The organism is Streptomyces sp. NPDC006879 (assembly GCF_042869595.1).
Lineage (GTDB): Bacteria > Actinomycetota > Actinomycetes > Streptomycetales > Streptomycetaceae > Streptomyces.
In genome coordinates, this window is record NZ_JBIAGC010000020.1 from 55,626 (window position 1) to 76,698 (window position 21,073).

Below are 21,073 nucleotides of genomic sequence, written 5' to 3' on the forward strand. Positions count from 1 at the left end.
CCTTGGTCAACCGATGACCAGCTCTTGAGGAGCCTTTGATCAGTGGCTGAGCCAGTCGGGGTCGAAGGTCCCCTGGGCGACGATCACGGCGGGCCCGGTCATCTCGATCGAGCCGTCCGGCAGCTCGGTGATCACCAGGGTGCCCCCGGGTACGTCGACGGTGAAGCTGGCCGGTTCGCCGGTGACCGCCGGGTCCGTTCCGTCCCTGCGGGCGGCTGCAACGGCGACCGCGCAGGCACCGGTGCCGCAGGACCGGGTCTCACCGGAACCACGTTCGTAGACCCTCATCGCCACGTGCCGCGGACCGCGATCGGCCACGAACTCGACGTTCACGCCTTCGGGATAGGCAGCCGCCGGCGACACCGCAGGGGCCTCGAAGAGGTCCCCGGCCTCCGCGAGGTCCTCGACGAAGACCACGGCGTGCGGATTGCCCATGTTGACGTTGCGCGCGGACCAGTTGCGCCCGCCCACGGCGACTGCGACCTCACCGGCGGGCAGCTTGGCGCGGCCCATCGAGACGGTGACATCGCCGTCCTTGGACAGGTGAACACGCTTGATCCCACCACGGGTCGCCACCGCGAGCTCTCCGGCCGACACCCAACCGGCGTGCTGGAGGTAGCGCGTGAAGACACGTACTCCGTTGCCGCACATCTCCGCGATCGAGCCGTCGCTGTTGCGGTAGTCCATGAACCACGGGGCGTCGCCGGCCATCGCCCGAGCCTCCGGGTGCGCCGCCGACCTCACCACATGCAGGACTCCGTCGCCGCCGAGGCCGGCTCGGCGGTCACACAGTCGTGCGACGAGCTCCGCGGGCAGGTCCAGCGCATTGTCCGGGTCGGGGAGGATGACGAAGTCGTTCTCGGTCCCGTGGCCCTTGAGGTAGGCGATCTGCGTGGTATCGGTCACCGAGCCATCGTACAAAGTCGCCGAAGTTCGGGCTGAGCGCCTCTCGGCTGGTCAGCTGGCTGCCATGGTTCAGCGGAGCCGGGCCACCCGCCATACGGCGAGCACGGCGAGGGTCAAGACGATGCCCGCGTACAGGGCCACCACCCACCAGTTGGGGCGCCCACCGGAGCCCCGGGCGGGCAGGCCCGGCCAGGTGTGCCCGACCCGACGGGCGGCCATCATTCCCCAGCCTGCGGCGCAGCAGCTGATCAACAGGCCAAGCATGGCGACCACCGCACCGCCGTCGCCGAACTCGAAGGCCAGCGGGAAGGCGAACATCAGCGAACCGGCCGCAGCGAGCGAGACGATCGGAGCCAGCTGCCACAGGCGCAGCCGCCGGCGAGGCCGGAGCTCCACCTCGTACTCGGGAACCGGCTCTTCGTGCTCCGGCCCGTCGGAGCTCAGGCGGTCCGGTTCGGCGGGCAGGCCGGACCCAGCAGTGGGGACCGTCTCGGAGCCGGAGCGGGGGGCGGATTCGCCCAGTGCGCCGGAAGTCGTCTCCGGTGCGTCCCGCCCGGAGTCACGAGGGCCGGCATCCATCGCCACGCGCCCTCCCCCAGTCGGACTTCCTTCGTCGATCGGCGAACGTCGAAGCTGAAAGCTGATGTCGATTGAAGCTTGATGATGGCACGACCCGGGGCCAAGCATGTGCGCCCGGAGCGTCCCGATGCCATCACGTGATCAGGCTGTGACCGCTCGTTCGACCAACGACCGGGCGAGCTGCCGGAGTTCCGCCCGCTCTGAGGCGGCGCCACTCAACCAGTGGACACGCGGGTCGCGTCGGAACCAGGACTCCTGTCGACGCGCGAAACGCTTGGTGGCGCGCACAGTCTCGGCGCGGGCCTCCTCCTCGGTGCAGTCACCGGCGAGCGCGGCCAGCACCTGCTGGTAGCCGAGGGCGCGGGACGCGGTGACGCCTTCGCGTAGGCCCCGGGCCTCCAAGGCGCGCACCTCCTCGACCAGACCCGCCTCCCACATCCGGTCCACCCGCACCGCGATGCGCTCGTCGAGCTCGGGTCGGCCCACGCTGACACCGATCTGCACGGTGTCGTACACCGAGTCATGGCCCGGCAGATTCGCCGTGAAGGGGCGGCCGGTGAGCTCGATCACCTCCAGCGCCCGCACGATGCGCCGGCCGTTGCTGGGCAGGATCGCCTTCCCGGCGGCCGGGTCCGCGGCGGCGAGTCGGGCGTGCAGGGCGCCGGGGCCCCGGAGGGTGAGCTCCTCCTCCAGTCGGGCCCGAACCTCGGGATCTGTGCCCGGGAACTCCAGCGCGTCGATGGCACCGCGCACGTACAACCCGGAACCGCCCACCAGCACGGGGGTGCGCCCCTCGGCCAGGAGACGGTCGATCTCGGCGCGGGCGAGGCGCTGGTACTCGGCGACGTTCGCCGTCCGGGTCACCTCCCAGATGTCGAGGAGATGGTGCGGTACCCCGTCGCGTTCCTCAAGGGTCAGCTTCGCGGTGCCGATGTCCATGCCCCGGTACAGCTGCATGGAGTCGGCGTTGATCACCTCGCCGTCGAAATGGTGGGCGAGGGCCACACCCAGGTCGGACTTTCCGGCCGCGGTGGGTCCGACGACGGCGATGACCCGCGGTGCGGGGGCTGCACTTCTCACCGCCCCAGTCTCGCAAACCGTGCGCGCGCTTCCGACCCACCGGGTCCGGAGCGCTGTTGGCGGTGGACACCACGGCGCCACGGCGCTCGGGCAGCAGAGGCACCCGTTCCCACCACGCGGAACTTCCGCCCTGCGGCTAACGTTCAAGAAGGAGTAATGGGCGTTTTCGCCAGTCTTCGCCACCGGTCGCAGCACCGGGGCGCAGCCGGCGGGCGCCGGCCGGTGGAGCCCCCAGGACGTCAGGAGAAGGTCACCCATGAGCCTGCTGGACACGTTGAAGGCGAAGCTCTCCCCCGCCAAGGAGAAGGTCAGCGATCTCGCGCAGCAGCACGAGGGCAGGATCGGGGAGAACCTGGACAAGGCAGCGAAGGCTGTGGACGCCAGGACCAAGGGCAAGTACAGCGACAAGATCGCTAGCGGTACGGACAAGGCCAAGGGCGCCGTGGGCCGGATCGCCCACAAGGACGGCGCTCCCGGCGCCGACCCGACCCCGCCTTCACCCCCGGCATCCTGAGACGGCACCGTGACAGCACCCCGGGCAGAGCACCTGACCTCCGCCCGGGGCCGCAGGCGCGGGTATGCCTCGGGCGAGGGTGCCCGTCAGGACCAGGTGCCCACGAAGTATCCGACGCCATAGGGCGCCTCCGCGCGCAGCAGCCGACCGTCCAGCCCCGCCCCCTCCGCGGCGCCGGCAAGGGCCTGCCAGGGCGCGCGTCCGGCCACCTGGAGTTCCCGCGCCGTCGCCACGTCGATCTCCGCCAGGGCACGGACGTCGGCCGTGCCCAGTGCGCGGGCGAGGCCCTCGTCGAACTGCGCGGCACGCACGTCCAGGTAGCCGGGTGCCTTCAGGGTGCGACAGGCGCTGCCGTCCCCCATCACCAGGAGGGCGACCCGACCGGCGCGAGCTGCGAGATCACGGCCCGCGCGAAAGCAGTCCTCGGCGAGTTCTTCCCCCAGGGCCAGCCCCTCTACCGGCGCGGCGGTCCACGCGCAGCGCCCCAGTAGCCAGGCCGCGACGGCCAGGGACGCGGGCAGTTCCTGCGCCGGCTCCGCCCTCGCCGCGAAGGGCTGTCCCAGCCGCACCGAGAGGTCCACGCCGAAGCCCTGGAAGGAACCCCCGGTTCCCTCCGGGTACACACCCGGCCGCTCCGGTCCCCGCGCGGGACCGAGCACGACCAGTAGATCGGGCCGGGATGCGGCCAGGACCGCAACGGCGTCCGAACACGCGACCCGCAGGGCGTCGAGTTCGGCGGCGGCGCCCGCGGCGAGCTGCGGAACCAGCAGCGGGGGGCACGGACATACGGCAGCGGCTACGAGCATGATCGGCAGCCTAGTACCCGCGGCAGGAGCGCAGTCAGCCCTTCGCCGGCCCGGAGGCCCGCGGCCCCGCGATGACAGCTCAGCCGGGAAGTTCCGCCGGGGACCGAGTACGGTTCGTCGAGCGTCAGCCCGGTCCTACCACCGCTCCACAGCCGCCGGCGGACCGGGGGTGCGATCACGACCCGCCGCAGGCACCTCCTCGGAGCGCACCCGGACCAGAGCTAGTCGATCGCACATCCGCTGGTGGCCACCGGCAGCGGGGCCGGCACCCCCAGCGTGGGGATCCCCAGGAGCACCCCCGTGGGTTGGGCCGGCGCGGCGTTGCGCTTCTCCCAGGCGTCACCCGCCCGCGTACGACGCACGGACGTCGTGGGGCCCTCGGCAAGTAGGTGGTGCGGTGCCGCGTAGGTGATCTCGACGGTCACCAGGTCACCGGGGCGTACTGCGGCCTCCGGCTTGGTGAAGTGCACCAGACGGTTGTCGGGCGCCCGGCCGGACAGGCGGTGGGTGGCGCCGTCCTTGCGGCCCTCGCCCTCGGCGACCATGACTTCGAGGGTGCGGCCGACCTGCTTCTTGTTCTCCTCCCAGGAGATCTCCTCCTGCAGTGCGACGAGCCGCATGTAGCGCTCCTGCACGACCGCCTTGGGGATCTGCCCGTCCATCTCGGCAGCCGGGGTGCCGGGGCGCTTGGAGTACTGGAAGGTGAACGCGTTCGCGAAGCGGGCTCGGCGCACCGTGTGCATCGTCTGCTCGAAGTCCTCCTCGGTTTCGCCGGGGAAGCCCACGATGATGTCGGTGGAGATGGCGGCGTGCGGGATAGCGGCGCGCACCTTCTCGATGATGCCGAGGAAGCGCTCCTGCCGGTAGGAGCGACGCATGGCCTTCAAGATCGTGTCCGAGCCGGACTGGAGCGGCATGTGCAGTTGCGGCATGACGTTCGGGGTCTCGGCCATCGCGGCGATCACGTCGTCGGTGAAGTCCCGCGGGTGGGGCGAGGTGAAGCGCACCCGCTCCAGACCCTCGACACGGCCACAGGCCCGCAGCAGCTTGCTGAAGGCCTCGCGGTCACCGATGTCGGAGCCGTAGGCGTTGACGTTCTGGCCGAGCAGGGTGATCTCCGAGACGCCTTCGGACACCAGCGCCTCCACCTCGGCGAGGATGTCGCCGGGGCGGCGGTCCTTCTCCTTGCCGCGCAGGGCCGGGACGATGCAGAAGGTGCAGGTGTTGTTGCAGCCGACGGAGATGGAGACCCAGGCCGCGTACGCCGACTCCCGTCGCGTGGGGAGTGTCGAGGGGAAGGCTTCCAGCGACTCCGCGATCTCGACCTGCGCCTCTTCCTGGATGCGGGCCCGCTCCAGCAGCACCGGCAGCTTGCCGATGTTGTGCGTGCCGAACACGACGTCCACCCAGGGTGCGCGCTCCACGATCGAATCACGGTCCTTCTGCGCGAGGCATCCGCCGACGGCGATCTGCATCCCGGGGCGCGCGGCCTTCATCGGGGCCAGGCGGCCGAGGTTCCCGTAAAGACGGTTGTCGGCGTTCTCCCGCACCGCGCAGGTGTTGAAGACGACGACGTCGGCCTCGCCCTCCGTCGTACCCTCGGGAGCACGCACGTATCCGGCGTCCTCCAGCAGACCGGAGAGACGCTCCGAGTCGTGCACGTTCATCTGGCACCCGTAGGTGCGCACCTCGTACGTCTTCAAACCGGCTTCCTCGCTCACGCTCACCCGTCCAGGGTAAGGGGTGGTCGGGTGCCGACCGAGCTGGCAGGATCACGCACATGCCCCTCGCACTTCCCCAGCGGCTGCGCCGGATCCGCAGGAGCCGCGCCCTGCAGGGGACGGTTGCTGCGGCGTTGGTGTGCGGCCTGCTCCTGTGGTGGCTGCTCCCGCTGGGGGGCGCCACGCCCCGCGGAGAGCTGACGTTCAGCACGGGGGCCCGTACGGGCGTCTACCAGCGCTACGGAGAGCTGTTGCGCCAGGCGCTGGGACGGGATCTGCCTGAGGTGAGGGTCGGGCTGGTGACGAGCGAGGGCTCCCAGCAGAACCTGGATCGGCTGACCCAGGGCTCCGCTGACTTCACCATCGCCGCGGCCGACGCGGTCGCCAAGTACCAGCGGGACGCGAAACCGGGCGCGGACCTGCTGCGCGGCTGCGCCCGCCTGTACGACGACTACGTGCAGCTTGTGGTGCTGGACCGGGCGGACGTACAGCGCACCTCCGACCTGCGCGGGATGAGGGTGGCCGTCGGGACCCCCGGCTCGGGTGTGCGGCTGATCGCCGACCGGTTGTTGACCGCCGCGAAGTTGGATCCCGCTCGGGACGTCACAGCGGTTTCGATAGGCATCGACGCCATGCCGAGGGCATTGGAGAACGGCACGATCGACGCCTTCTTCTGGTCCGGAGGGCTGCCCACCACCGCCGTGCGGGACCTTTCCGAGCGGACCCCGATCCGACTGGTTCCGTTGGACGACCTGATGGCGGAACTCCAGCGCGCGGGCAGCCCGACCCGGCACTACCGGGCGGCGGTGATGCCGGCCGACGCCTATCCGCGGGCCAGGAACGGGGCTGCGGTGGCCACCATCGCGGTGCCCAACCTGTTGGTGACGACCGAACGCGCGGACCCGGTGCTCACGGAACGTTTCACCCGGACCGTGATCGACAGCCGGGATCTGATCGCCCGCCGGGTCCACGCCGCGCAGCGGGTGGACCTGCGCACCGCGATCTACACCGACCCGCTGCCGCTGCACGAGGGGGCGGGGCGGTACTACAGGTCCGTCAAACCCTGAGACCCGCTGTCCGCCGGCACCGCGGACCGCGGTGCGGCTTCAGACGGGTGCCAGCACCTGACGGGCGGCAGCAGCCGCACCGACCAGTCCGGCGTCGGTGCCCAACTCCGCCGGATGGACTTCGAGCTCGCGTACGAAACTGAGGGTGGCGTAGGTGCGCAGGTGCTTGCGCAGCGGTGCGAACAGGACCTCACCCGAGGCGGCGACTCCACCACCGATGACGGCCACCTCCGTTTCGACCAGGGTGGCGGTGGCCGCTATGGCGGCGGCCAGGGCGCGGCCGGCCCGGTCGAAGGCAGCTAGGGCAACGGCGTCACCGGCCGCCGCCGAGGCCGCGACGGCCACAGCCGAACGGTCTGTCCCCGGCGCCCGCCAGCCCTGTTCGGCGGCCCAGCGTGCGATGGAGGTGCCCGAGGCGATGGCTTCCACACAACCTCGGCCGCCGCAGGCGCAGGGCACGCCGTCCACGTCCACACTGATGTGACCGATGTGCCCCGCGTTGCCGGTAGGCCCGGGATGCAAGCGACCGTCCAGCACCAGGCCGCCGCCCACTCCGGTCGAGACGACCATGCACAGCGCGCTGTCGCGCCCACGGGCCGCGCCCAGCCAGTGCTCCGCGGCGGCCATCGCCACACCGTCGCCGACCAGCGCCGTCGGAACGTCCGCACCGTGACGGGCGAGGGCCTCTTTGATCCGCGACCGGATCGGGAACCCCCGCCACGCGCCGATGTTGACGGGGCTGACGGTGCCGAGCCGGGCGTCCACCGGACCCGCGCTACCGATGCCGCAGCGGCGGACCTCCGCCCACGAGGCATCCGAGGCGAGTTCGGCGACGACCTCCTCGACCGCGTTCATGACCTCCTCGGGGTCCGGGGTACGGGGCGTGGGACGCCTGGTGGACCCCGACAGCGAGCCGTCCGGGTGAACCACAGCACCGGCGATCTTGGTACCGCCGATGTCCACGGCGACGGTGGCCCCCGCGCCCTCGTCGACACGGGCCTGCAGGACGGCGGTACGGGCTTCGACGGTGGCCACTTCGGCTCCTCGGTCTCGGATCGATCGGTTTCAGTGTGCGCTACACCGTTTGGGAGGCGGCTGGGGGGCCGTGGCCGGTGGCGGCGCGGCGGTGCTGGCGCGGACCTCAAGGCGCGGCGGCTCCCCTGCCACTGCATGGGCGGGAGCCCCGGCGAGGAGGTCCAGCAGGGACTGTGCGGCGAGCCGGCCGAAGGCGGGGGTGTCACGCACCAACGCGGTCAGCGCGGGGTGGGTGACCCGGCACAGCGGCGAGTCGTCCCAGGCGACCACCGACAACTCGGCGGGCACGGCAAGGCCCCGTTCGGTCGCCACACCCAGCCCGGCCACCGCCATGACGTCGTTGTCGTAGACGAGCGCGGTCGGGGGCTCGGGTCCGTCGAGCAGCCCACGGGTGACCGCCGCACCCTGCGCGTCGGAGTAGTCGGTGGTCACGGAACGGACCTCGTGGGGTGCGAGATCGCGCCGGGCAGCTTCGACGCCCAGTGATCGGATACGGCGTTGGGTGTGGGCGAACTCAGGCATTCCAGCCACGTGGGCGATGCGGCGGTGCCCGAGTGCGTACAGGTGGTCGACGATGTCCGCCATGGCCTTCGCGTCGTCGGCCCGCACCTGGGCCAGCCGGGGCGACGGCTGGATCTCCCCGACGGCCACAGCGGGCATCCCGATCGAGGCCAGCAGCCCCGGACGGGGGTCATCGGTGCGGGGGTCCACGATCAGGACGCCGTCCACACGCCGTTCGGCCCACCAGCGTCGGTACAGCGCGCACTCGTCGTCAAGGCCGTCGACGACTTGGAAGAGTAGGGCGATGCGCTGGTCGGCGAGCACTTCCTGCATTCCGGAGACCAGTTGGAGGAAGAAGGATTCGAGGCCCAGGGTGCGTGCGGGACGGGCCAGGACGAGTCCGACGGCTCCGGAACCCTCGCCGGACAGCGCTCGGGCCGCGACGCTCGGCTGCCAGCCCAGTTCCGCGGCGACCCGACGGACTCTCGCCCTGGTCTGGTCGGACACCCCGGGCCGGTCGTTGAGCGCGAAGGACACCGCGCTCTCGGACACACCCGCCCGCCTGGCGATGTCCTTGATGGTGGCTCTACGGGCCATGGCTCCATCCCTGGTGGTCTTCGGGTGTCACGTGTAGGTGATGGCCGGACCGTACGCGATCCGGACGCTCTTCGTGACCCCGATGGCCGTGCGGGGTGGACGGGGGCCGGCCGCCCGCCGCCTGGCGCTGCGCACCCGGCGGAGGGAGGGGGCTCACCAACCCTTCGAACCCCGATCCACTAAAGCGCATTAGTGACCTGAGGGAATCCTGCGATGTAGCGGACTGGCGAGATGTGTTCGCACCCAAGACAGCGCCCACTCCCTTGCTCGACACCAGAACCCTAGACAGCTGAACCGTTTTAGCCGACAAGCCGTATTCCAGCCAGCAAATTCATGTGAACCTGTTGACTTTCCCAGTTGGAATCGGCAGGTTGAGTGCCTCACCACTGCGTTCTCGAAATCAGCCGACCTGAGCGATTCTGTTCGAGCATCCAGCAGGGTCGCGGTTCGTCCTGCCTGATGCGATACCCGAGCGGACTGCACGCCGGAGACGACCTCCAACCCTCGGGTCCACTTGCCCACCCATTCCATGGGGTCGCATTTCAGATGAACGAGCCAACTAAACTGCGCTTCGGCGTCAACTACACACCGTCCCGAGGCTGGTTCCACCACTGGCTGGACTTCGATCTGGACGAAGTCCGAGCCGACTTCGATTCCATCGCCGCCCTGGGATTGGACCACCTCCGGGTGTTTCCCCTGTGGCCGATCTTCCAGCCCAACCGCACCCTGATCCGACCACGGGCCATCGAGCAACTGGTCTCGTTGGTGGACGCGGCTTCCGAGCGTGATTTGTCCGTGCAGGTGGACGGCCTCCAGGGCCACCTGTCGAGCTTCGATTTCCTCCCCGCCTGGACGCAGACCTGGCACCGGCGGAGCCTGTTCACCCACCCCGAGGTAGTCGCAGCTCAGGAGGAGTACCTGCACGTCCTGGCATCAGCGCTCGCCGGCCACGAGGGGTTCCTCGGAATGACGGTGGGCAACGAGATGAGCCAGTTCGCGTCCGCGCCACACCCCGACCCCGACCCGATCACCCCGGGCCTGGCCGACCGCTGGCTGCGCCGGATGCTGGCGGCCTGCGCCTCAGGGGCACCGAACGGACTCCACGTGCACGCCGGGTACGACGCGACCTGGTACCAGGAGGACCACCCCTTTACCCCCGCGCAGGCCGCCCGGTTGGGAGCCGCCACCGTCTTGCACTCCTGGGTCTTCAACGGGACCGCTCAGCGCTACGGACCGACGGGGACCGCCACCGAACACCACGCCGCTTACCTGATCGAGTTGTCGAAGGCGTGGGCCCGGGAACCGCACCGACCGGTGTGGCTCCAGGAGGTCGGCGCCCCCGCACCCCAGGTGCCGGCCGGCCACGCAGCCGCCTTCGCCGAGGCGACCGTCGCCAACGCCGCCGACTGCACGGACCTCTGGGGCATCACCTGGTGGTGTTCACACGATGTCTCACGCGCACTGGCCGACTTCCCGGAGCTGGAGTACGACCTCGGGCTGCTCACCTGCGATCGGCGACCGAAACCCGCGGGGGTCGCTCTGGCCCGGGCGGCCGTGGGCTGGCGAGAACGTCCTGATCAACCACAACCCCGCAGGACCGCACTGGTCCTCGACCAGAACCGGAGGGTGGAGGGGCGGTTGACCTGCGCGCCCGGCGGCACGTTCTTCGAATCCTGGATGGCGCTGACCGAGGACGGTGCCCGCCCGGCCGTCGTGCTGGCCGAACGCAGTACGGACCACGACTACTTGACGGAACGCGGTATCGCCGAGCTGGTGACCGTGGGCCAGGTCCGACCCATCAGGGCGGCCGGGGCATCCGGCCGTCGCAACGCTACCGGAGAGGCACACCCGTGATCAGATCTTCGACGTCCCCCACCCGCCGTCACTTACTGGCCGCGGCCCCCGCGGTCGCCGCCGCGCTGGCGCTGCCGACCGGTCCCGAGGCCGCAGCGTCGACCCACTCGTTCACGGAGACACAACCCCCGATCCAGCCCTTCGCCTCGTACTGGTTCCCAGGTTCCATCCCGACCGGCACGCCCGGTCCGGGCGTCCAGTGGCGTTCGTTGCGGGACTGGAGCCCCGCAACCGATCAGGACCTCGCCCACAACACCGCGAGCGTGCCCCTGGCCGCACGCTTCACGCCCGTACCGCCGAACACCACGGCACGCGCCGGTCAGGCCAGGATCTCCTCCCTCGTCTCCTTCGCGCCCACCGCCGGCAATCCCTCGCAGGGTTCGGTCAGCGCCCACAGCTACGCGCTGACCCATTGGGCCTATCTCGACGAGCTGGTCTTCTGGGGCGGCTCCGCCGGCGAGGGAATCGTCCTCGCGCCCAACGCGCCGATCGTCGACGCCGCCCACCGCAACGGCGTACGGGTGCTGGGCAACGTCTTCCTGCCACCGGTCGCCTACGGCGGGGACCTCCAGTGGACCCGCGACTTGGTCGAGACCGATGCCCTCGGCCGCTTCCCGATCGCCGAGAAGCTGGCCGAGGTGGCGCGCCGGTACGGCTTTGACGGCTGGTTCGTCAACGCGGAGACCGATGGTGGGGACGGGGAACTGGCCTCGCGCATGGTCGGGTTCCTACGCGCTCTGCGGGCGGCCGGAGCAGCTCACGGCCTCAGGACCACCTGGTACGACGCGATGAACACGACCGGTCGGGTGGGCTGGCAGGGCGCGCTGAACTCCCTCAACCAGGACTTCTTCGAAGACCGGCGGGGCACCGTCAGCGACTCGGTGTTCCTGGACTTCCGCTGGACCGGTCGCCGACTCACCGAATCGGGCTCCCTCGCCGAACGGCTGGGCCGCAGCCGCTACGCGTTGTGGGCCGGCATCGACGTGGAGGCCCATGGCTGGAACACCGACGCGCGCTGGGAGGAGATCCTCCCTACGGACCGCGAGCAGGTCGTCAGCTTCGGCTTCTACCGGCCCGAGTGGACACTGCACCAGCTCACCGGCGACAACCGTACCCCGGGCGAATTCCACCGTGCCGACGACCACCTCTGGACCGGCGAGTCCCTGGACCCCGCACGGCCGTCACCCAGCCGTTGGAGGGCGCCCGCGACCGTGGTGGCCGACCGGAGCACCATCACCGCGGCACCCTTCGCCTGCGCCTTCAACACCGGGCACGGGCTGCGCTGGTACCAGGGCGGGCGGGTGCGCTCAGAACGCCCGTGGAGTCACCTGGGACTCCAGGACCGGCTACCGGGCCGTCGCTGGGTGGTGGAGACCGAAGGGCGCCGCCCCTCCGTCAACTTCGACTTCGAGGATGCCTGGCGAGGCGGCAGCAGCCTGCTGGTCAGTGGCGTGCTGGACGCTCCCACCACCGTGGGCCTGCACTCCACCCGGTTGCCCATCGGCCCGTGCACCGTCATGGAGATCGTCCACCGCGCGCAGGGCGGACCGGTCACCGTGGAGGTGGGGGTCGCTCTGCGGGAGCCTGCCGCCGGGGGAGAGCGGGTGCCGTACACCTGGCTACCGGTGAGCACCCTCGGGGCCGGGGACGGCTGGAAGTCCCACGTCGTGCGCCTCGCTCCACTGGCCGGCGGCACAGCACACGCCCTGGGCGTCCGCCTGTCCGGGACTTCAGCGGCCCCCCAACAGTGGCGGCTGGGCCTGGTGGCGGTACGGGACGCCGCGGACGGTCCGCCCGCACCGGCCGGACTGCACGTGGTGCGAGCGGCGCGCCGGGGTCCTGAGGTCGATCTGCGGCTGGCCTGGGAGCGGGCCGCCGGGCAGGTGCGCCACTACGAAGTGTTCCGCAGGACACCGAGCGGCGAGGGCGAGTTCCTGGGCGGGACCTGCGGCGACGCTCTGTACGTGCCCCACCTGGTGCGGTTGGGCCGGGAACGCTCCGTCCACCTGGAGGTCCGTGCCGTGAGCGAGCTCTACGCCCTTTCTGCCGCCGCCCGCACGCGATACCACTGGTGAAACCGACGGCGGCGCCCACCGAGACGGTCGGCGCCGTCGACCGCCCACCCGGATGGCACGGCCCCTACACCTCAGCCCTCCGTGAGGCGTTGCGGGGAAGGGCGATCGTGACGCGCAGACCGTGGGGTGGATGGGCGGCGAAGGTGAGCGACCCGCCGCCGGCGGCGAGCAGCGAGCGCGCGATGGAAAGGCCGAGGCCCGATCCCTTCACGTTCTGGTGACGGTTGCTGCGCCAGAAGCGATCTCCGATCCGGGCAAGTTCCTCCTGGTTGAGGCCGGGTCCACGGTCGTCCACCACCACCAGCACCCGGTCACCGTCCGTCCGTACCTCGACCTGTACTTCCTCGCCGGACGGAGTGAACTTCAAGGCGTTGTCGATCACCGCGTCAAGAGCGCTGGACACGGCCACGGGGTCTACCCAACCGGTGACGGCGGCACGCCCGATCGCGTTCAACCGCACGCCCTTCTCCTGCGCGAGAGGGCGCCAGGCGCCCACCCGCTCCGCGGCCAGCTCTCCGATGTCGGTCAGTTGGAGTTCGGCTGAGGCGTGTTCGGCCAGCGCCAGGTCCAACAGGTCGTCGAGTACCTGGCTCAGGCGTTTGCCCTCGGTGCGCACGGAGGCGATCTCGGCGTTTCCCTCGGGCAGTTCCAGGGCGAGCAGCTCGATCCGCAGCAGAAGGGCCGCGAGCGGATTGCGCAACTGGTGCGAGGCGTCGGCGACGAAGGCCCGCTGCTGTTCGAGGACCTCCTCCACGTTGTCGGCCATCTCGTTGAACGAACGTGCCAGTCGGCGGAGTTCCGGTGGACCCCCGGCGGCCGCGACCCGCGAGTTGAGTCGCCCGGTGGCGATGTCGTGGGTGGCCGCATCGAGGATCCGGACCGGTCGCAGTACCCAGCTGGTGAGCCGGAGGGCTGCTCCGAAGGCCACCAGCATGGCCGCGGACAGTCCGGCGACGATCAACAACCATCCGTGCAGGATCCGCGCGCGCATCTGGTCGGTGGGGGAATCAGTGACGACGACGGCGACGACGTCACCGTCGAGGACCACCGGCGAGGCGACCACGATCCGGCCGCCCACCTGCCAGGGCCACACCTGCGGCGGGTCGTGACTGCGCCGCCCGGCGAGCGCCTCGTTGAAGGCCCGCCGGCCCTCTCCGTCCTCCGGCAGGTTCCATTCGATCGGGGCGCGCCCCATCGCGGTGTCATCCCGGTAGAAGACCCCGGCTCGGATGCCGTAGAGCTGGTAGTAGCGGGCGAGTTCCATCTGGAGCCGCTCGCGCCGCTCGTCCGCGCCGGCTGATCCGGCCGCCGTGCTGTCGATGACGAACTGCGCCAGTGCGGCGAAACGTGCCGTGTCGTCGATGCGGTCGACGACCACGCGCTGCTGCTTCGCGGCGGCCAGACTGATCCCCAGCGGAAGCCCGAGCGCCAGCAGGACACCGGCCATCAGCACGAAGAGCAGAGGGAGCAGACGGGTGCGCACGGCAATGACCGCTAGAGACCGTCAACCGGTGCGACGAGCCGGTATCCGACTCCGCGGACCGTCTCGACCAGAGCGGGCATCCTCAGCTTGGAACGGAGCGACGCCACGTGCACCTCGAGCGTGCGGCCGGTGCCCTCCCAGCTGGTGCGCCAGACCTCGCTGATGATCTGCTCGCGGCGGAAGACGACCCCGGGGCGCTGGGCGAGCAGCGCGAGGAGGTCGAACTCCTTGCGGGTGAGCGGAACCTCGACTCCGTCCACGAGGACGCGCCTGGTGGACAGTTCGATGCTGAGCGAGCCCAGCCGCACCACCGCGGCCTGTTCCGGCGCGCTCGATTCCTGCTCTGAGGGCTTGCGCCGGGCGACCGCATGGATGCGGGCGAGCAGTTCACCCGTGTCGTAGGGCTTGACCACGTAGTCATCGGCTCCCAGGTTGAGCCCGTGGATGCGGGAGCGGACGTCGGAGCGGGCGGTGACCATGATGACGGGGATGGAGGTGCGCTTGCGGATCTTTCCACACACCTCGTAGCCGTCCTGATCGGGAAGGCCCAGGTCCAGCAGGACGACTCCGAAGGGAGCGGCGTCCGCGGGCAACAGTGCCTGGAGCGCCTCTTCCCCGCTCCGTGCGTGCACCACCTGGAATCCGTGCCGCGCCAGGATCGCGGAGAGGGCCGCGGCCACGTGGTCGTCATCCTCGACGAGCAGCAGTCTCATGGGGTCCCTCCTCTTCGGTCTCATCGTCCGGTGAACGAGTCGACGATCGTATGCGGAGGCCGCGGCTTTACGTTACTTCCGTTACGGAGCCGGTACGACTGGCCGCTGCGGCTTCACCCAGCGTGTCCGAGCGAGGCCGGATCGTTATCCTCAATTTCCGCTCAGATGTGATGACGTTGTGCTCACAGGCTCATTAGTGTCCTCCCAACCGAGGAGGACGGAGCAAGAGCCCGATGAGCGGAGTATCAGTGACCAAGGGTTCCGAGGACAGCCCGCAGGGCGCCGGTGACCTGGTCGTGCTGAGCGACGTCAACAAGCACTTCGGCGCGCTGCATGTGCTCCAGGACGTCAATCTCAGCATTGCCAGTGGCGAGGTCGTGGTGGTGATCGGCCCCTCCGGGTCCGGCAAGTCCACGCTGTGCCGCACGATCAACCGTCTGGAGACGATCGACTCCGGGACGATCACGATCGACGGCAAGGAGCTGCCCTCCGAGGGCCGCGCGCTGGCCCGGCTGCGTGCCGACGTCGGCATGGTGTTCCAGTCGTTCAACCTCTTCGCGCACAAGACCGTGCTGGAGAACGTCACGCTCGGCCAGTTGAAGGTCCGCAAGACGGACAAGGCGACGGCCGAGGCGAAGGCCCGCACCCTGTTGGACCGGGTCGGTGTCGGATCCCAGGCGGACAAGTACCCGGCGCAGCTCTCCGGCGGTCAGCAACAGCGCGTGGCGATCGCCCGCGCCCTGGCCATGGACCCGAAGGTGATGCTGTTCGACGAGCCGACGTCGGCGCTCGACCCGGAGATGATCAACGAGGTGCTGGAGGTTATGCAGCAGCTCGCCCGGGAGGGCATGACGATGGTGGTGGTGACCCACGAGATGGGCTTTGCCCGCTCCGCCGCCAACCGGGTCGTGTTCATGGCAGACGGGCGGATCGTCGAAGAGGCGACGCCCGACCAGTTCTTCAGCAATCCGCGCAGCGACCGTGCCAAGGACTTCCTGTCGAAGATCCTGCACCACTGATCAGCCCCGTCTGGTACTGATCCGGTCGGCAGCATTCGCCAACACCCACCCACCCGAGGGAAGTTCACCATGAAGGTAACCAAGGTCGGCGCGGCCACCGCCGCCGTCATCGCACTCGCCCTGACCGCGACCGCCTGCGGCGGAGACAGCGACAACGACTCCGGCGACGGCAAGGGCAAGATCGTCGTCGGCATCAAGTTCGACCAGCCGGGCATCGGCCTGAAGACCTCTGACGGCACGTTCACCGGCTTCGACGTGGACGTGGCCAAGTACGTTGCCAAGGAGCTCGGCTACGACGCGGACCAGGTGGAGTTCAAGCAGGCCATCTCGGCTGAGCGGGAGAACCTGATCCAGGCCGGCGACGTGAAGTTCGTCGTCGCGAGCTACTCGATCAACGACAAGCGCAAGGAGAAGGTCGACTTCGCCGGCCCGTACCTCCTGGCCCACCAGGACCTGCTGGTCCGCGCCGATGACAACTCCATCACCAAGGCCGAGGACCTCAACAACAAGAAGCTGTGCTCGGTCACCGGCTCCACCTCGGCGCAGAACGTCAAGGAGAAGCTGGCCCCCAAGGCAGACCTCCAGACCCTGGGCGGCTACTCCGAGTGCCTGACCGGCCTGGAGAACAAGGCCGTTGACGCGATCACCACGGACGACTCCATCCTCGCTGGTTTCGCCTCGCAGAAGGAGCACCAGGGCAAGTTCAAGCTCGCGGGCCTGAACCTCAGCGACGAGAACTACGGCATCGGTCTGAAGAAGGGTGACACCGAGCTCCAGACCAAGATCAACGCCGCCCTCAAGAAGATGGTCTCCAGCGGTGACTGGGACAAGGCCGTGCAGGCCAACTTCGGTCCCGCGAACTACAAGAACGAGCCGGCCCCGCAGATCACCGAAGGCAGCTGAATCCACGGGGGCGGGCCGACGGCCACAAGCCGACGGCCCGCCCCGCTAGCCAACCAGGGGAGAGCGCGGGACGCATCGTGTTCGATTTTCTTGATTCCGGGCGGTACGACCTGCTCGGCGCCTTCTGGGTGACGGTGCAGCTCACCCTCTACTCAGCGGTCGGATCCCTGATCTGGGGCACCGTCCTCGCCGGCATGCGGGTGAGCCCCGTGCCGCTGATGCGGGCCTTCGGTACCGCATACGTCAACCTCGTGCGCAACACGCCGCTAACACTGTTGATCATCGCCTGCTCCTTGGGTCTCGGGCAGACCCTCGGCATCGCCCTAGGTGGCGAAACCTTCAAGGAGATCGGCTTTCGGCTCGCGGTCCTCGGCCTGATCGCCTACACAGGCACCTTCGTCTGTGAGGCGCTGCGCTCGGGGATCAACACCGTCCCGTCGGGGCAGGCGGAAGCGGCCCGGGCCTTGGGCCTGAACTTCTTCCAGGTCCTCACCCTGATCGTGCTCCCGCAGGCCTTCCGGGCCGTCATCGCACCGCTGGCCAGCGTCCTCATCGCGCTGACGAAGAACACCACGGTGGCAGCCACGATCGGCGTCGCCGAGGCAGCTGCGCTGATGAAGGACATGATCGAGAACGAAGCGCAAGCGCTCTTCGCCGTCTTTGGAATCTTCGCTCTTGGATTCCTCCTCCTCACCCTGCCGACCGGGTTGCTGCTGGGCTGGGTGGCCAAGCGAATGGCGGTGAAGCGATGACCTCCGTGCTGTACGACACCCCCGGCCCCAGGGCCAAGCGGCGAAACCTGCTGATGGCCGTCGGGTTCGTGATCCTCCTCGCCCTCGGCGCCTGGTGGGTCCTGGCGAAGATGGACGAGAAACACCAGCTTGACGCCGACAAGTGGAGCCCGTTCGTCACGGACGCCAACGTCTGGACCACGTTCCTTCTCCCGGGGCTCGGTGAGACCCTCAAGGCCGCCGCGATCTCCATCATCATCGCCCTTCCGCTCGGCGCCCTGCTGGGCATCGGACGAATGTCCGACCACGCATGGGTGCGGGCGGCGGTCGGCGCCTGGGTGGAGTTCTTCCGTGCGATCCCGGTCCTGATGCTGATGGTCTTCGGCAACGCCCTCTTCATCCGGTTCACCGATATCGGCTCCGAGATCCGCCCGCTCTACGCCGTGGTGACCGGCCTGGTGCTGTACAACGCTTCGGTGATCGCCGAGGTCGTCCGTGCTGGCATCCTCTCGCTGCCTTCCGGACAGACGGACGCTGCCAAGGCACTCGGCATGCGCAAGGGACAGAACATGGTCTACGTGCTGCTGCCGCAGGCCGTCACGGCGATGTTGCCAGCGCTCGTCAGCCAGCTCGTCGTGATCGTCAAGGACACTGCTCTCGGCGGCGCGCTGCTCTCCGTACAGGACCTGATGTCCGCCTACCGCACCATCCCGGCGAACTACGGTGCCAACACCATCGCCACTCTGACCGTGATCGCACTGATCTTCATCGCGGTGAACTTCGCACTTACCTCCGTCGCCTCCTGGTTGGAACGCCGGCTGCGGCAGTCGAAGAAGAGCACCGGCGCCGTGGTAGCAGCAGCCCCGATCGAGGAAGTCGCAGCGGAGTAGCACCTCGATCGCCTGACCCGTGGTCAGGATCCGGACGGTCCACGCGTGGTGTGGCGGAACTCTTCCGCCACACCACGCGTCGTTGCGCTCCCCTACGTCGCTTGACGCGGGCACGCGCAATAGGTTGCATACGTTCTGTGATCGTTCCCCGGACCTGCCCCGCCAGCCATACTTCCGACCACTTCGCCCCGAACGCCCCCGCTGGAGCCGCGCCATGGAACCAGTGATCATCGCCGGCGCGGGTCCGGCCGGCCTGGCCCTGGCCCTGGCCCTGGCCGGGCAGGGGGTGCCCGGCGTGGTCTTGGACGAAGGCTCCGGGACGGGGGAGATCCGCCCGGCACGGACCGTTGTCCTGCGCACCGACACCATCGCGCTGGTCCGGCGGCTCGGCTGCACGACGCTGGGCGATGAGGGTGCGCCGTGGACCGCCTGGCGTACCGTGCGTCGTCGACAGGACGGCAACCGGCTGGTCTTCGGCAGCGAACCGGGGGCGGCCGGCCCGTCACCGCTCCACCTGCCCCAGCATGCACTGACCAGGGGCCTGCGCGAGGCTGCGGCCCTGCATCCGTTGGTACGGCTGGTCACGGGCAGCAGGATCGATGCGCTGCGCCAGGACACGGACGGGGTGGAGGTCCACACCCGGCCGGCCGACGCCGACTCCCAGGGGGTGACCGGGAGCGAGACGGAGGGCACCTGGTGGCGTGGCAGCTATCTGGTTGGCTGCGACGGGGCCCGCTCGACCGTACGGAAGCTGCTGGAGATCCGCTTCCCCGGCCGCACCGCGGTGGAGCGGCACGCCGTAGCGGCGTTGCGCACTGAACTGCCTTGGCCCGGCGAGGCGTTGCTGCACCGGCGACCCCCGTGGCCGGGAGCAGGCGAAGAAGTCATCGCGCGTCCCCTGCCGGACGGGATGTGGCGTTTGGACTGGCTCCTTCCGCCCCGGGGTGACCTGGTAACGCCGGACTCGCTCCTTGCCCGTGTCCGACACACGCTGGCGGGTTGGTGTGAGGGAACCACTCCCCCCTATGAACTCCTCGACACCGGGGTGCACACCACCCATCATCGCCTGGCCCTGCGCTGGCGGGTGGGTCGGGCGTTCCTGGCCGGGGACGCCGCCCACCTGCTGGGCGCGATTGGTACCCAGGGGGTCGAGGAGGGGCTGCGGGACGCCGAGAACCTGGCCTGGAAGCTGACGCTGGCCGTACACCAGGGGGCGTCCGAAGCCTTGCTGGACAGCTATCAGGCCGAACGGCGCAGCGCGGTGGCCGCCCGGCTGCGCGCGGCCGACCAGTCGCTTCCGGTGCTCCGCGGCAACACGGCTCTACGGGTCCGGCTGCCTGGTGCGGCCCGCAGCCACGAGGCGCTGCTGACGGACGGGCACCTGGGACGGGGGCCGTTGGGTGCGCCCCCCGGGTACGCCCGCTCCCCGCTCGCACCACCGAGCGCCCCCTCGGCAACGCTCGTGGCCACTGAACCGGGTGCGCCGGTCGAGGACGTGCAGGTGACCGCGCCCGACGGGTCTACTGTGCCGCTACGTGACCGGCTGGGTCGGGGCCGGCTGCTGGTGTTGCTCATCGCACCCGGCACCGGCATCTGGGACCGGAGGCACTGGCTGACGGCCGGGGTGATGCCTCGCCTGGCCGCGGCGGTGAGCGCCCTGCCGACCCGGGCGGAGTTGCTGGTGGCCGAGACCTACCCGGGAGCGCCCGCCCATACGGTCCTCTTGGTACGCCCGGACGGTCATCTGGCCGCGGCCTTCTCGGGGGTGCGGCCGGCGGAGCTGTACAGCGCGGCGGACGCGGTCCGCGGCGGCGCTCCGCAGAGCGCTGTGTCCTCGAAAGCTGAGGCACGGGCCGGTGCGGTGCCCGCTTCGGATTGAACTCGGTTGGCTCACCGGGCCCGCGTCGCGGGCCCGGATTCTAGTGCGGCGCCCAACCGAGGTCTTCGGTGTCCTCGCCCTCTTCTTCCAGGGCCCGCCGGACCACCCGTAGGGCCAGGCCCTCCGGGTAGCCCTTGCGGGCCAGCATCCCGGCGAGGCGACGCATGCGCTTGTCCCGATCGAGGCCCCGCGTGGAACGCAGCTTGCGGGCCACCAGCTCGACGGCGGTCTCTTCCTCCTGTGCGGAGTCGAGGCGCTCGACGGCTTGCTGGATCAGCCCTGAGTCCACGCCCTTAGTCCGCAACTCACGGGCGAGCGCCCGGCGAGCGAGCCCACGGCTGTGGTGGCGCGACTCCACCCAGGCGTCGGCGAAGGCCGCGTCGTCGATCAGACCCACTTCCTCGAACCGGGAGAGGACCTCCTCGGACACCTCGGCGGGAATGCCTCGTCGGGAGAGGGCGTCTGCAAGCTGCCGGCGGGTGCGCGGGGTCCCGGTGAGCAGGCGCAGACAAATCCCCCGCGCCTGCTCGTGCGGACTCTGCGGCGACTCCAGTCCGGCCCTCGTCGGATCGGAGCCGCCGGCCCTCGACGGGTCGTCGCTCCCGCCCCGAGTCCTCCGGGCACCGCAGCGGCGCCCGGGGTCCGTAGAGGTCGTCTTCCCTACAGACTCCGCCCCCTGGTGTTCCGCGACCATGGCGCGCAAGGCTTCTAGATCGCGCA

At 69.9% G+C, this 21,073-nt stretch carries 19 protein-coding genes; 9 read left to right on the forward strand and 10 right to left on the reverse strand.

Annotated elements, in window-relative coordinates:
- Nucleotides 1-39: 39 nt before the first annotated feature.
- The 3 genes from dapF to miaA form a co-directional block, all read right to left on the reverse strand.
- Nucleotides 40-906 carry a diaminopimelate epimerase gene (gene dapF / locus ACFYMC_RS17195; RefSeq protein ID WP_388525331.1) on the reverse strand — a complete coding sequence of 289 codons (867 nt, stop codon included), beginning with the start codon at nucleotides 904-906 and terminating at the stop codon, nucleotides 40-42.
- Between the two features lie 69 nt (nucleotides 907-975).
- Complete coding sequence (locus ACFYMC_RS17200) at nucleotides 976-1,485, reverse strand: hypothetical protein (RefSeq protein WP_388525438.1); 510 nt, start codon at nucleotides 1,483-1,485, stop codon at nucleotides 976-978.
- Nucleotides 1,486-1,626: 141 nt separating this feature from the next.
- Nucleotides 1,627-2,565: a tRNA (adenosine(37)-N6)-dimethylallyltransferase MiaA gene (miaA, locus tag ACFYMC_RS17205; RefSeq protein ID WP_388525334.1), complete on the reverse strand. Its 939-nt coding sequence runs from the start codon at nucleotides 2,563-2,565 to the stop codon at nucleotides 1,627-1,629.
- Between the two features lie 256 nt (nucleotides 2,566-2,821).
- Between miaA and ACFYMC_RS17210 the strand changes: the two genes are divergently transcribed.
- The gene (locus ACFYMC_RS17210; RefSeq protein ID WP_388525336.1) at nucleotides 2,822-3,079 is read left to right on the forward strand and encodes an antitoxin; all 258 of its coding nucleotides are present in this window, start codon (nucleotides 2,822-2,824) and stop codon (nucleotides 3,077-3,079) included.
- An 86-nt stretch (nucleotides 3,080-3,165) separates the two neighbouring features.
- Here ACFYMC_RS17210 and ACFYMC_RS17215 read toward each other — a convergent pair whose 3' ends face one another.
- Nucleotides 3,166-3,885, reverse strand: a complete 720-nt coding sequence (locus ACFYMC_RS17215) for a class III extradiol dioxygenase subunit B-like domain-containing protein (protein WP_388525339.1) — start codon at nucleotides 3,883-3,885, stop codon at nucleotides 3,166-3,168.
- A 221-nt stretch (nucleotides 3,886-4,106) separates the two neighbouring features.
- Nucleotides 4,107-5,612 carry a tRNA (N6-isopentenyl adenosine(37)-C2)-methylthiotransferase MiaB gene (gene miaB / locus ACFYMC_RS17220; RefSeq protein WP_388525342.1) on the reverse strand — a complete coding sequence of 502 codons (1,506 nt, stop codon included), beginning with the start codon at nucleotides 5,610-5,612 and terminating at the stop codon, nucleotides 4,107-4,109.
- A gap of 53 nt (nucleotides 5,613-5,665) precedes the next feature.
- On the opposite strand from miaB, the gene ACFYMC_RS17225 reads away from it, so the two are divergent.
- Nucleotides 5,666-6,673, forward strand: a complete 1,008-nt coding sequence (locus ACFYMC_RS17225; RefSeq protein ID WP_388525345.1) for a TAXI family TRAP transporter solute-binding subunit — start codon at nucleotides 5,666-5,668, stop codon at nucleotides 6,671-6,673.
- Nucleotides 6,674-6,712: 39 nt separating this feature from the next.
- On the opposite strand, the gene ACFYMC_RS17230 is transcribed toward ACFYMC_RS17225, so the two are convergent.
- On the reverse strand, nucleotides 6,713-7,678 hold the full coding sequence (locus ACFYMC_RS17230; RefSeq protein WP_388525441.1) for an ROK family protein: 966 nt from the start codon (nucleotides 7,676-7,678) through the stop codon (nucleotides 6,713-6,715).
- A 60-nt stretch (nucleotides 7,679-7,738) separates the two neighbouring features.
- Entirely contained in the window at nucleotides 7,739-8,806 is a 1,068-nt protein-coding gene (locus tag ACFYMC_RS17235) for a LacI family DNA-binding transcriptional regulator (RefSeq protein WP_388525348.1), read from the reverse strand.
- A 546-nt stretch (nucleotides 8,807-9,352) separates the two neighbouring features.
- Between ACFYMC_RS17235 and ACFYMC_RS17240 the strand changes: the two genes are divergently transcribed.
- On the forward strand, nucleotides 9,353-10,660 hold the full coding sequence (locus ACFYMC_RS17240) for a glycosyl hydrolase (RefSeq protein ID WP_388525351.1): 1,308 nt from the start codon (nucleotides 9,353-9,355) through the stop codon (nucleotides 10,658-10,660).
- Complete coding sequence (locus tag ACFYMC_RS17245; RefSeq protein ID WP_388525354.1) at nucleotides 10,657-12,735, forward strand: endo-beta-N-acetylglucosaminidase; 2,079 nt, start codon at nucleotides 10,657-10,659, stop codon at nucleotides 12,733-12,735. Before ACFYMC_RS17240 ends, ACFYMC_RS17245 begins: the two co-directional genes overlap by 4 nt.
- Nucleotides 12,736-12,799: 64 nt before the next feature.
- Here ACFYMC_RS17245 and ACFYMC_RS17250 read toward each other — a convergent pair whose 3' ends face one another.
- Complete coding sequence (locus tag ACFYMC_RS17250) at nucleotides 12,800-14,218, reverse strand: ATP-binding protein (protein WP_388525357.1); 1,419 nt, start codon at nucleotides 14,216-14,218, stop codon at nucleotides 12,800-12,802.
- A gap of 11 nt (nucleotides 14,219-14,229) precedes the next feature.
- The gene (locus ACFYMC_RS17255) at nucleotides 14,230-14,931 is read right to left on the reverse strand and encodes a response regulator transcription factor (RefSeq protein ID WP_388525360.1); all 702 of its coding nucleotides are present in this window, start codon (nucleotides 14,929-14,931) and stop codon (nucleotides 14,230-14,232) included.
- Between the two features lie 233 nt (nucleotides 14,932-15,164).
- On the opposite strand from ACFYMC_RS17255, the gene ACFYMC_RS17260 reads away from it, so the two are divergent.
- The 5 genes from ACFYMC_RS17260 (at nucleotide 15,165) to ACFYMC_RS17280 (ending at nucleotide 20,353) form a co-directional block, all read left to right on the forward strand.
- Nucleotides 15,165-15,950 carry an amino acid ABC transporter ATP-binding protein gene (locus tag ACFYMC_RS17260; protein WP_388525363.1) on the forward strand — a complete coding sequence of 262 codons (786 nt, stop codon included), beginning with the start codon at nucleotides 15,165-15,167 and terminating at the stop codon, nucleotides 15,948-15,950.
- Between the two features lie 69 nt (nucleotides 15,951-16,019).
- Nucleotides 16,020-16,853 (forward strand): glutamate ABC transporter substrate-binding protein, encoded by an 834-nt coding sequence (locus ACFYMC_RS17265; protein ID WP_388525366.1) that lies wholly within the window; start codon nucleotides 16,020-16,022, stop codon nucleotides 16,851-16,853.
- A gap of 77 nt (nucleotides 16,854-16,930) precedes the next feature.
- Nucleotides 16,931-17,605: an amino acid ABC transporter permease gene (locus tag ACFYMC_RS17270; protein WP_388525369.1), complete on the forward strand. Its 675-nt coding sequence runs from the start codon at nucleotides 16,931-16,933 to the stop codon at nucleotides 17,603-17,605.
- The gene (locus ACFYMC_RS17275; protein WP_388525372.1) at nucleotides 17,602-18,474 is read left to right on the forward strand and encodes an amino acid ABC transporter permease; all 873 of its coding nucleotides are present in this window, start codon (nucleotides 17,602-17,604) and stop codon (nucleotides 18,472-18,474) included. Before ACFYMC_RS17270 ends, ACFYMC_RS17275 begins: the two co-directional genes overlap by 4 nt.
- Nucleotides 18,475-18,688: 214 nt before the next feature.
- Complete coding sequence (locus ACFYMC_RS17280) at nucleotides 18,689-20,353, forward strand: FAD-dependent monooxygenase (RefSeq protein ID WP_388525375.1); 1,665 nt, start codon at nucleotides 18,689-18,691, stop codon at nucleotides 20,351-20,353.
- Nucleotides 20,354-20,393: 40 nt separating this feature from the next.
- Here the strand turns inward: ACFYMC_RS17280 and recX are convergent, their stop codons facing one another.
- The gene (gene recX, locus ACFYMC_RS17285; protein ID WP_388525444.1) at nucleotides 20,394-21,047 is read right to left on the reverse strand and encodes a recombination regulator RecX; all 654 of its coding nucleotides are present in this window, start codon (nucleotides 21,045-21,047) and stop codon (nucleotides 20,394-20,396) included.
- Nucleotides 21,048-21,073 lie beyond the last annotated feature (26 nt).

Coding starts and splice junctions, on each gene's coding strand:
- ACFYMC_RS17255 (WP_388525360.1), bottom strand. CDS start 14,931: ATGAGACTGCTGCTCGTCGAGGATGACGACCACGTGGCCGCGGCCCTC.
- ACFYMC_RS17210 (WP_388525336.1), top strand. CDS start 2,822: ATGAGCCTGCTGGACACGTTGAAGGCGAAGCTCTCCCCCGCCAAGGAG.
- ACFYMC_RS17280 (WP_388525375.1), top strand. CDS start 18,689: ATGGAACCAGTGATCATCGCCGGCGCGGGTCCGGCCGGCCTGGCCCTG.
- ACFYMC_RS17235 (WP_388525348.1), bottom strand. CDS start 8,806: ATGGCCCGTAGAGCCACCATCAAGGACATCGCCAGGCGGGCGGGTGTG.
- ACFYMC_RS17240 (WP_388525351.1), top strand. CDS start 9,353: ATGAACGAGCCAACTAAACTGCGCTTCGGCGTCAACTACACACCGTCC.
- ACFYMC_RS17200 (WP_388525438.1), bottom strand. CDS start 1,485: ATGGATGCCGGCCCTCGTGACTCCGGGCGGGACGCACCGGAGACGACT.
- ACFYMC_RS17215 (WP_388525339.1), bottom strand. CDS start 3,885: ATGCTCGTAGCCGCTGCCGTATGTCCGTGCCCCCCGCTGCTGGTTCCG.
- ACFYMC_RS17225 (WP_388525345.1), top strand. CDS start 5,666: ATGCCCCTCGCACTTCCCCAGCGGCTGCGCCGGATCCGCAGGAGCCGC.
- ACFYMC_RS17265 (WP_388525366.1), top strand. CDS start 16,020: ATGAAGGTAACCAAGGTCGGCGCGGCCACCGCCGCCGTCATCGCACTC.
- recX (WP_388525444.1), bottom strand. CDS start 21,047: ATGGTCGCGGAACACCAGGGGGCGGAGTCTGTAGGGAAGACGACCTCT.
- ACFYMC_RS17260 (WP_388525363.1), top strand. CDS start 15,165: ATGAGCGGAGTATCAGTGACCAAGGGTTCCGAGGACAGCCCGCAGGGC.
- ACFYMC_RS17275 (WP_388525372.1), top strand. CDS start 17,602: ATGACCTCCGTGCTGTACGACACCCCCGGCCCCAGGGCCAAGCGGCGA.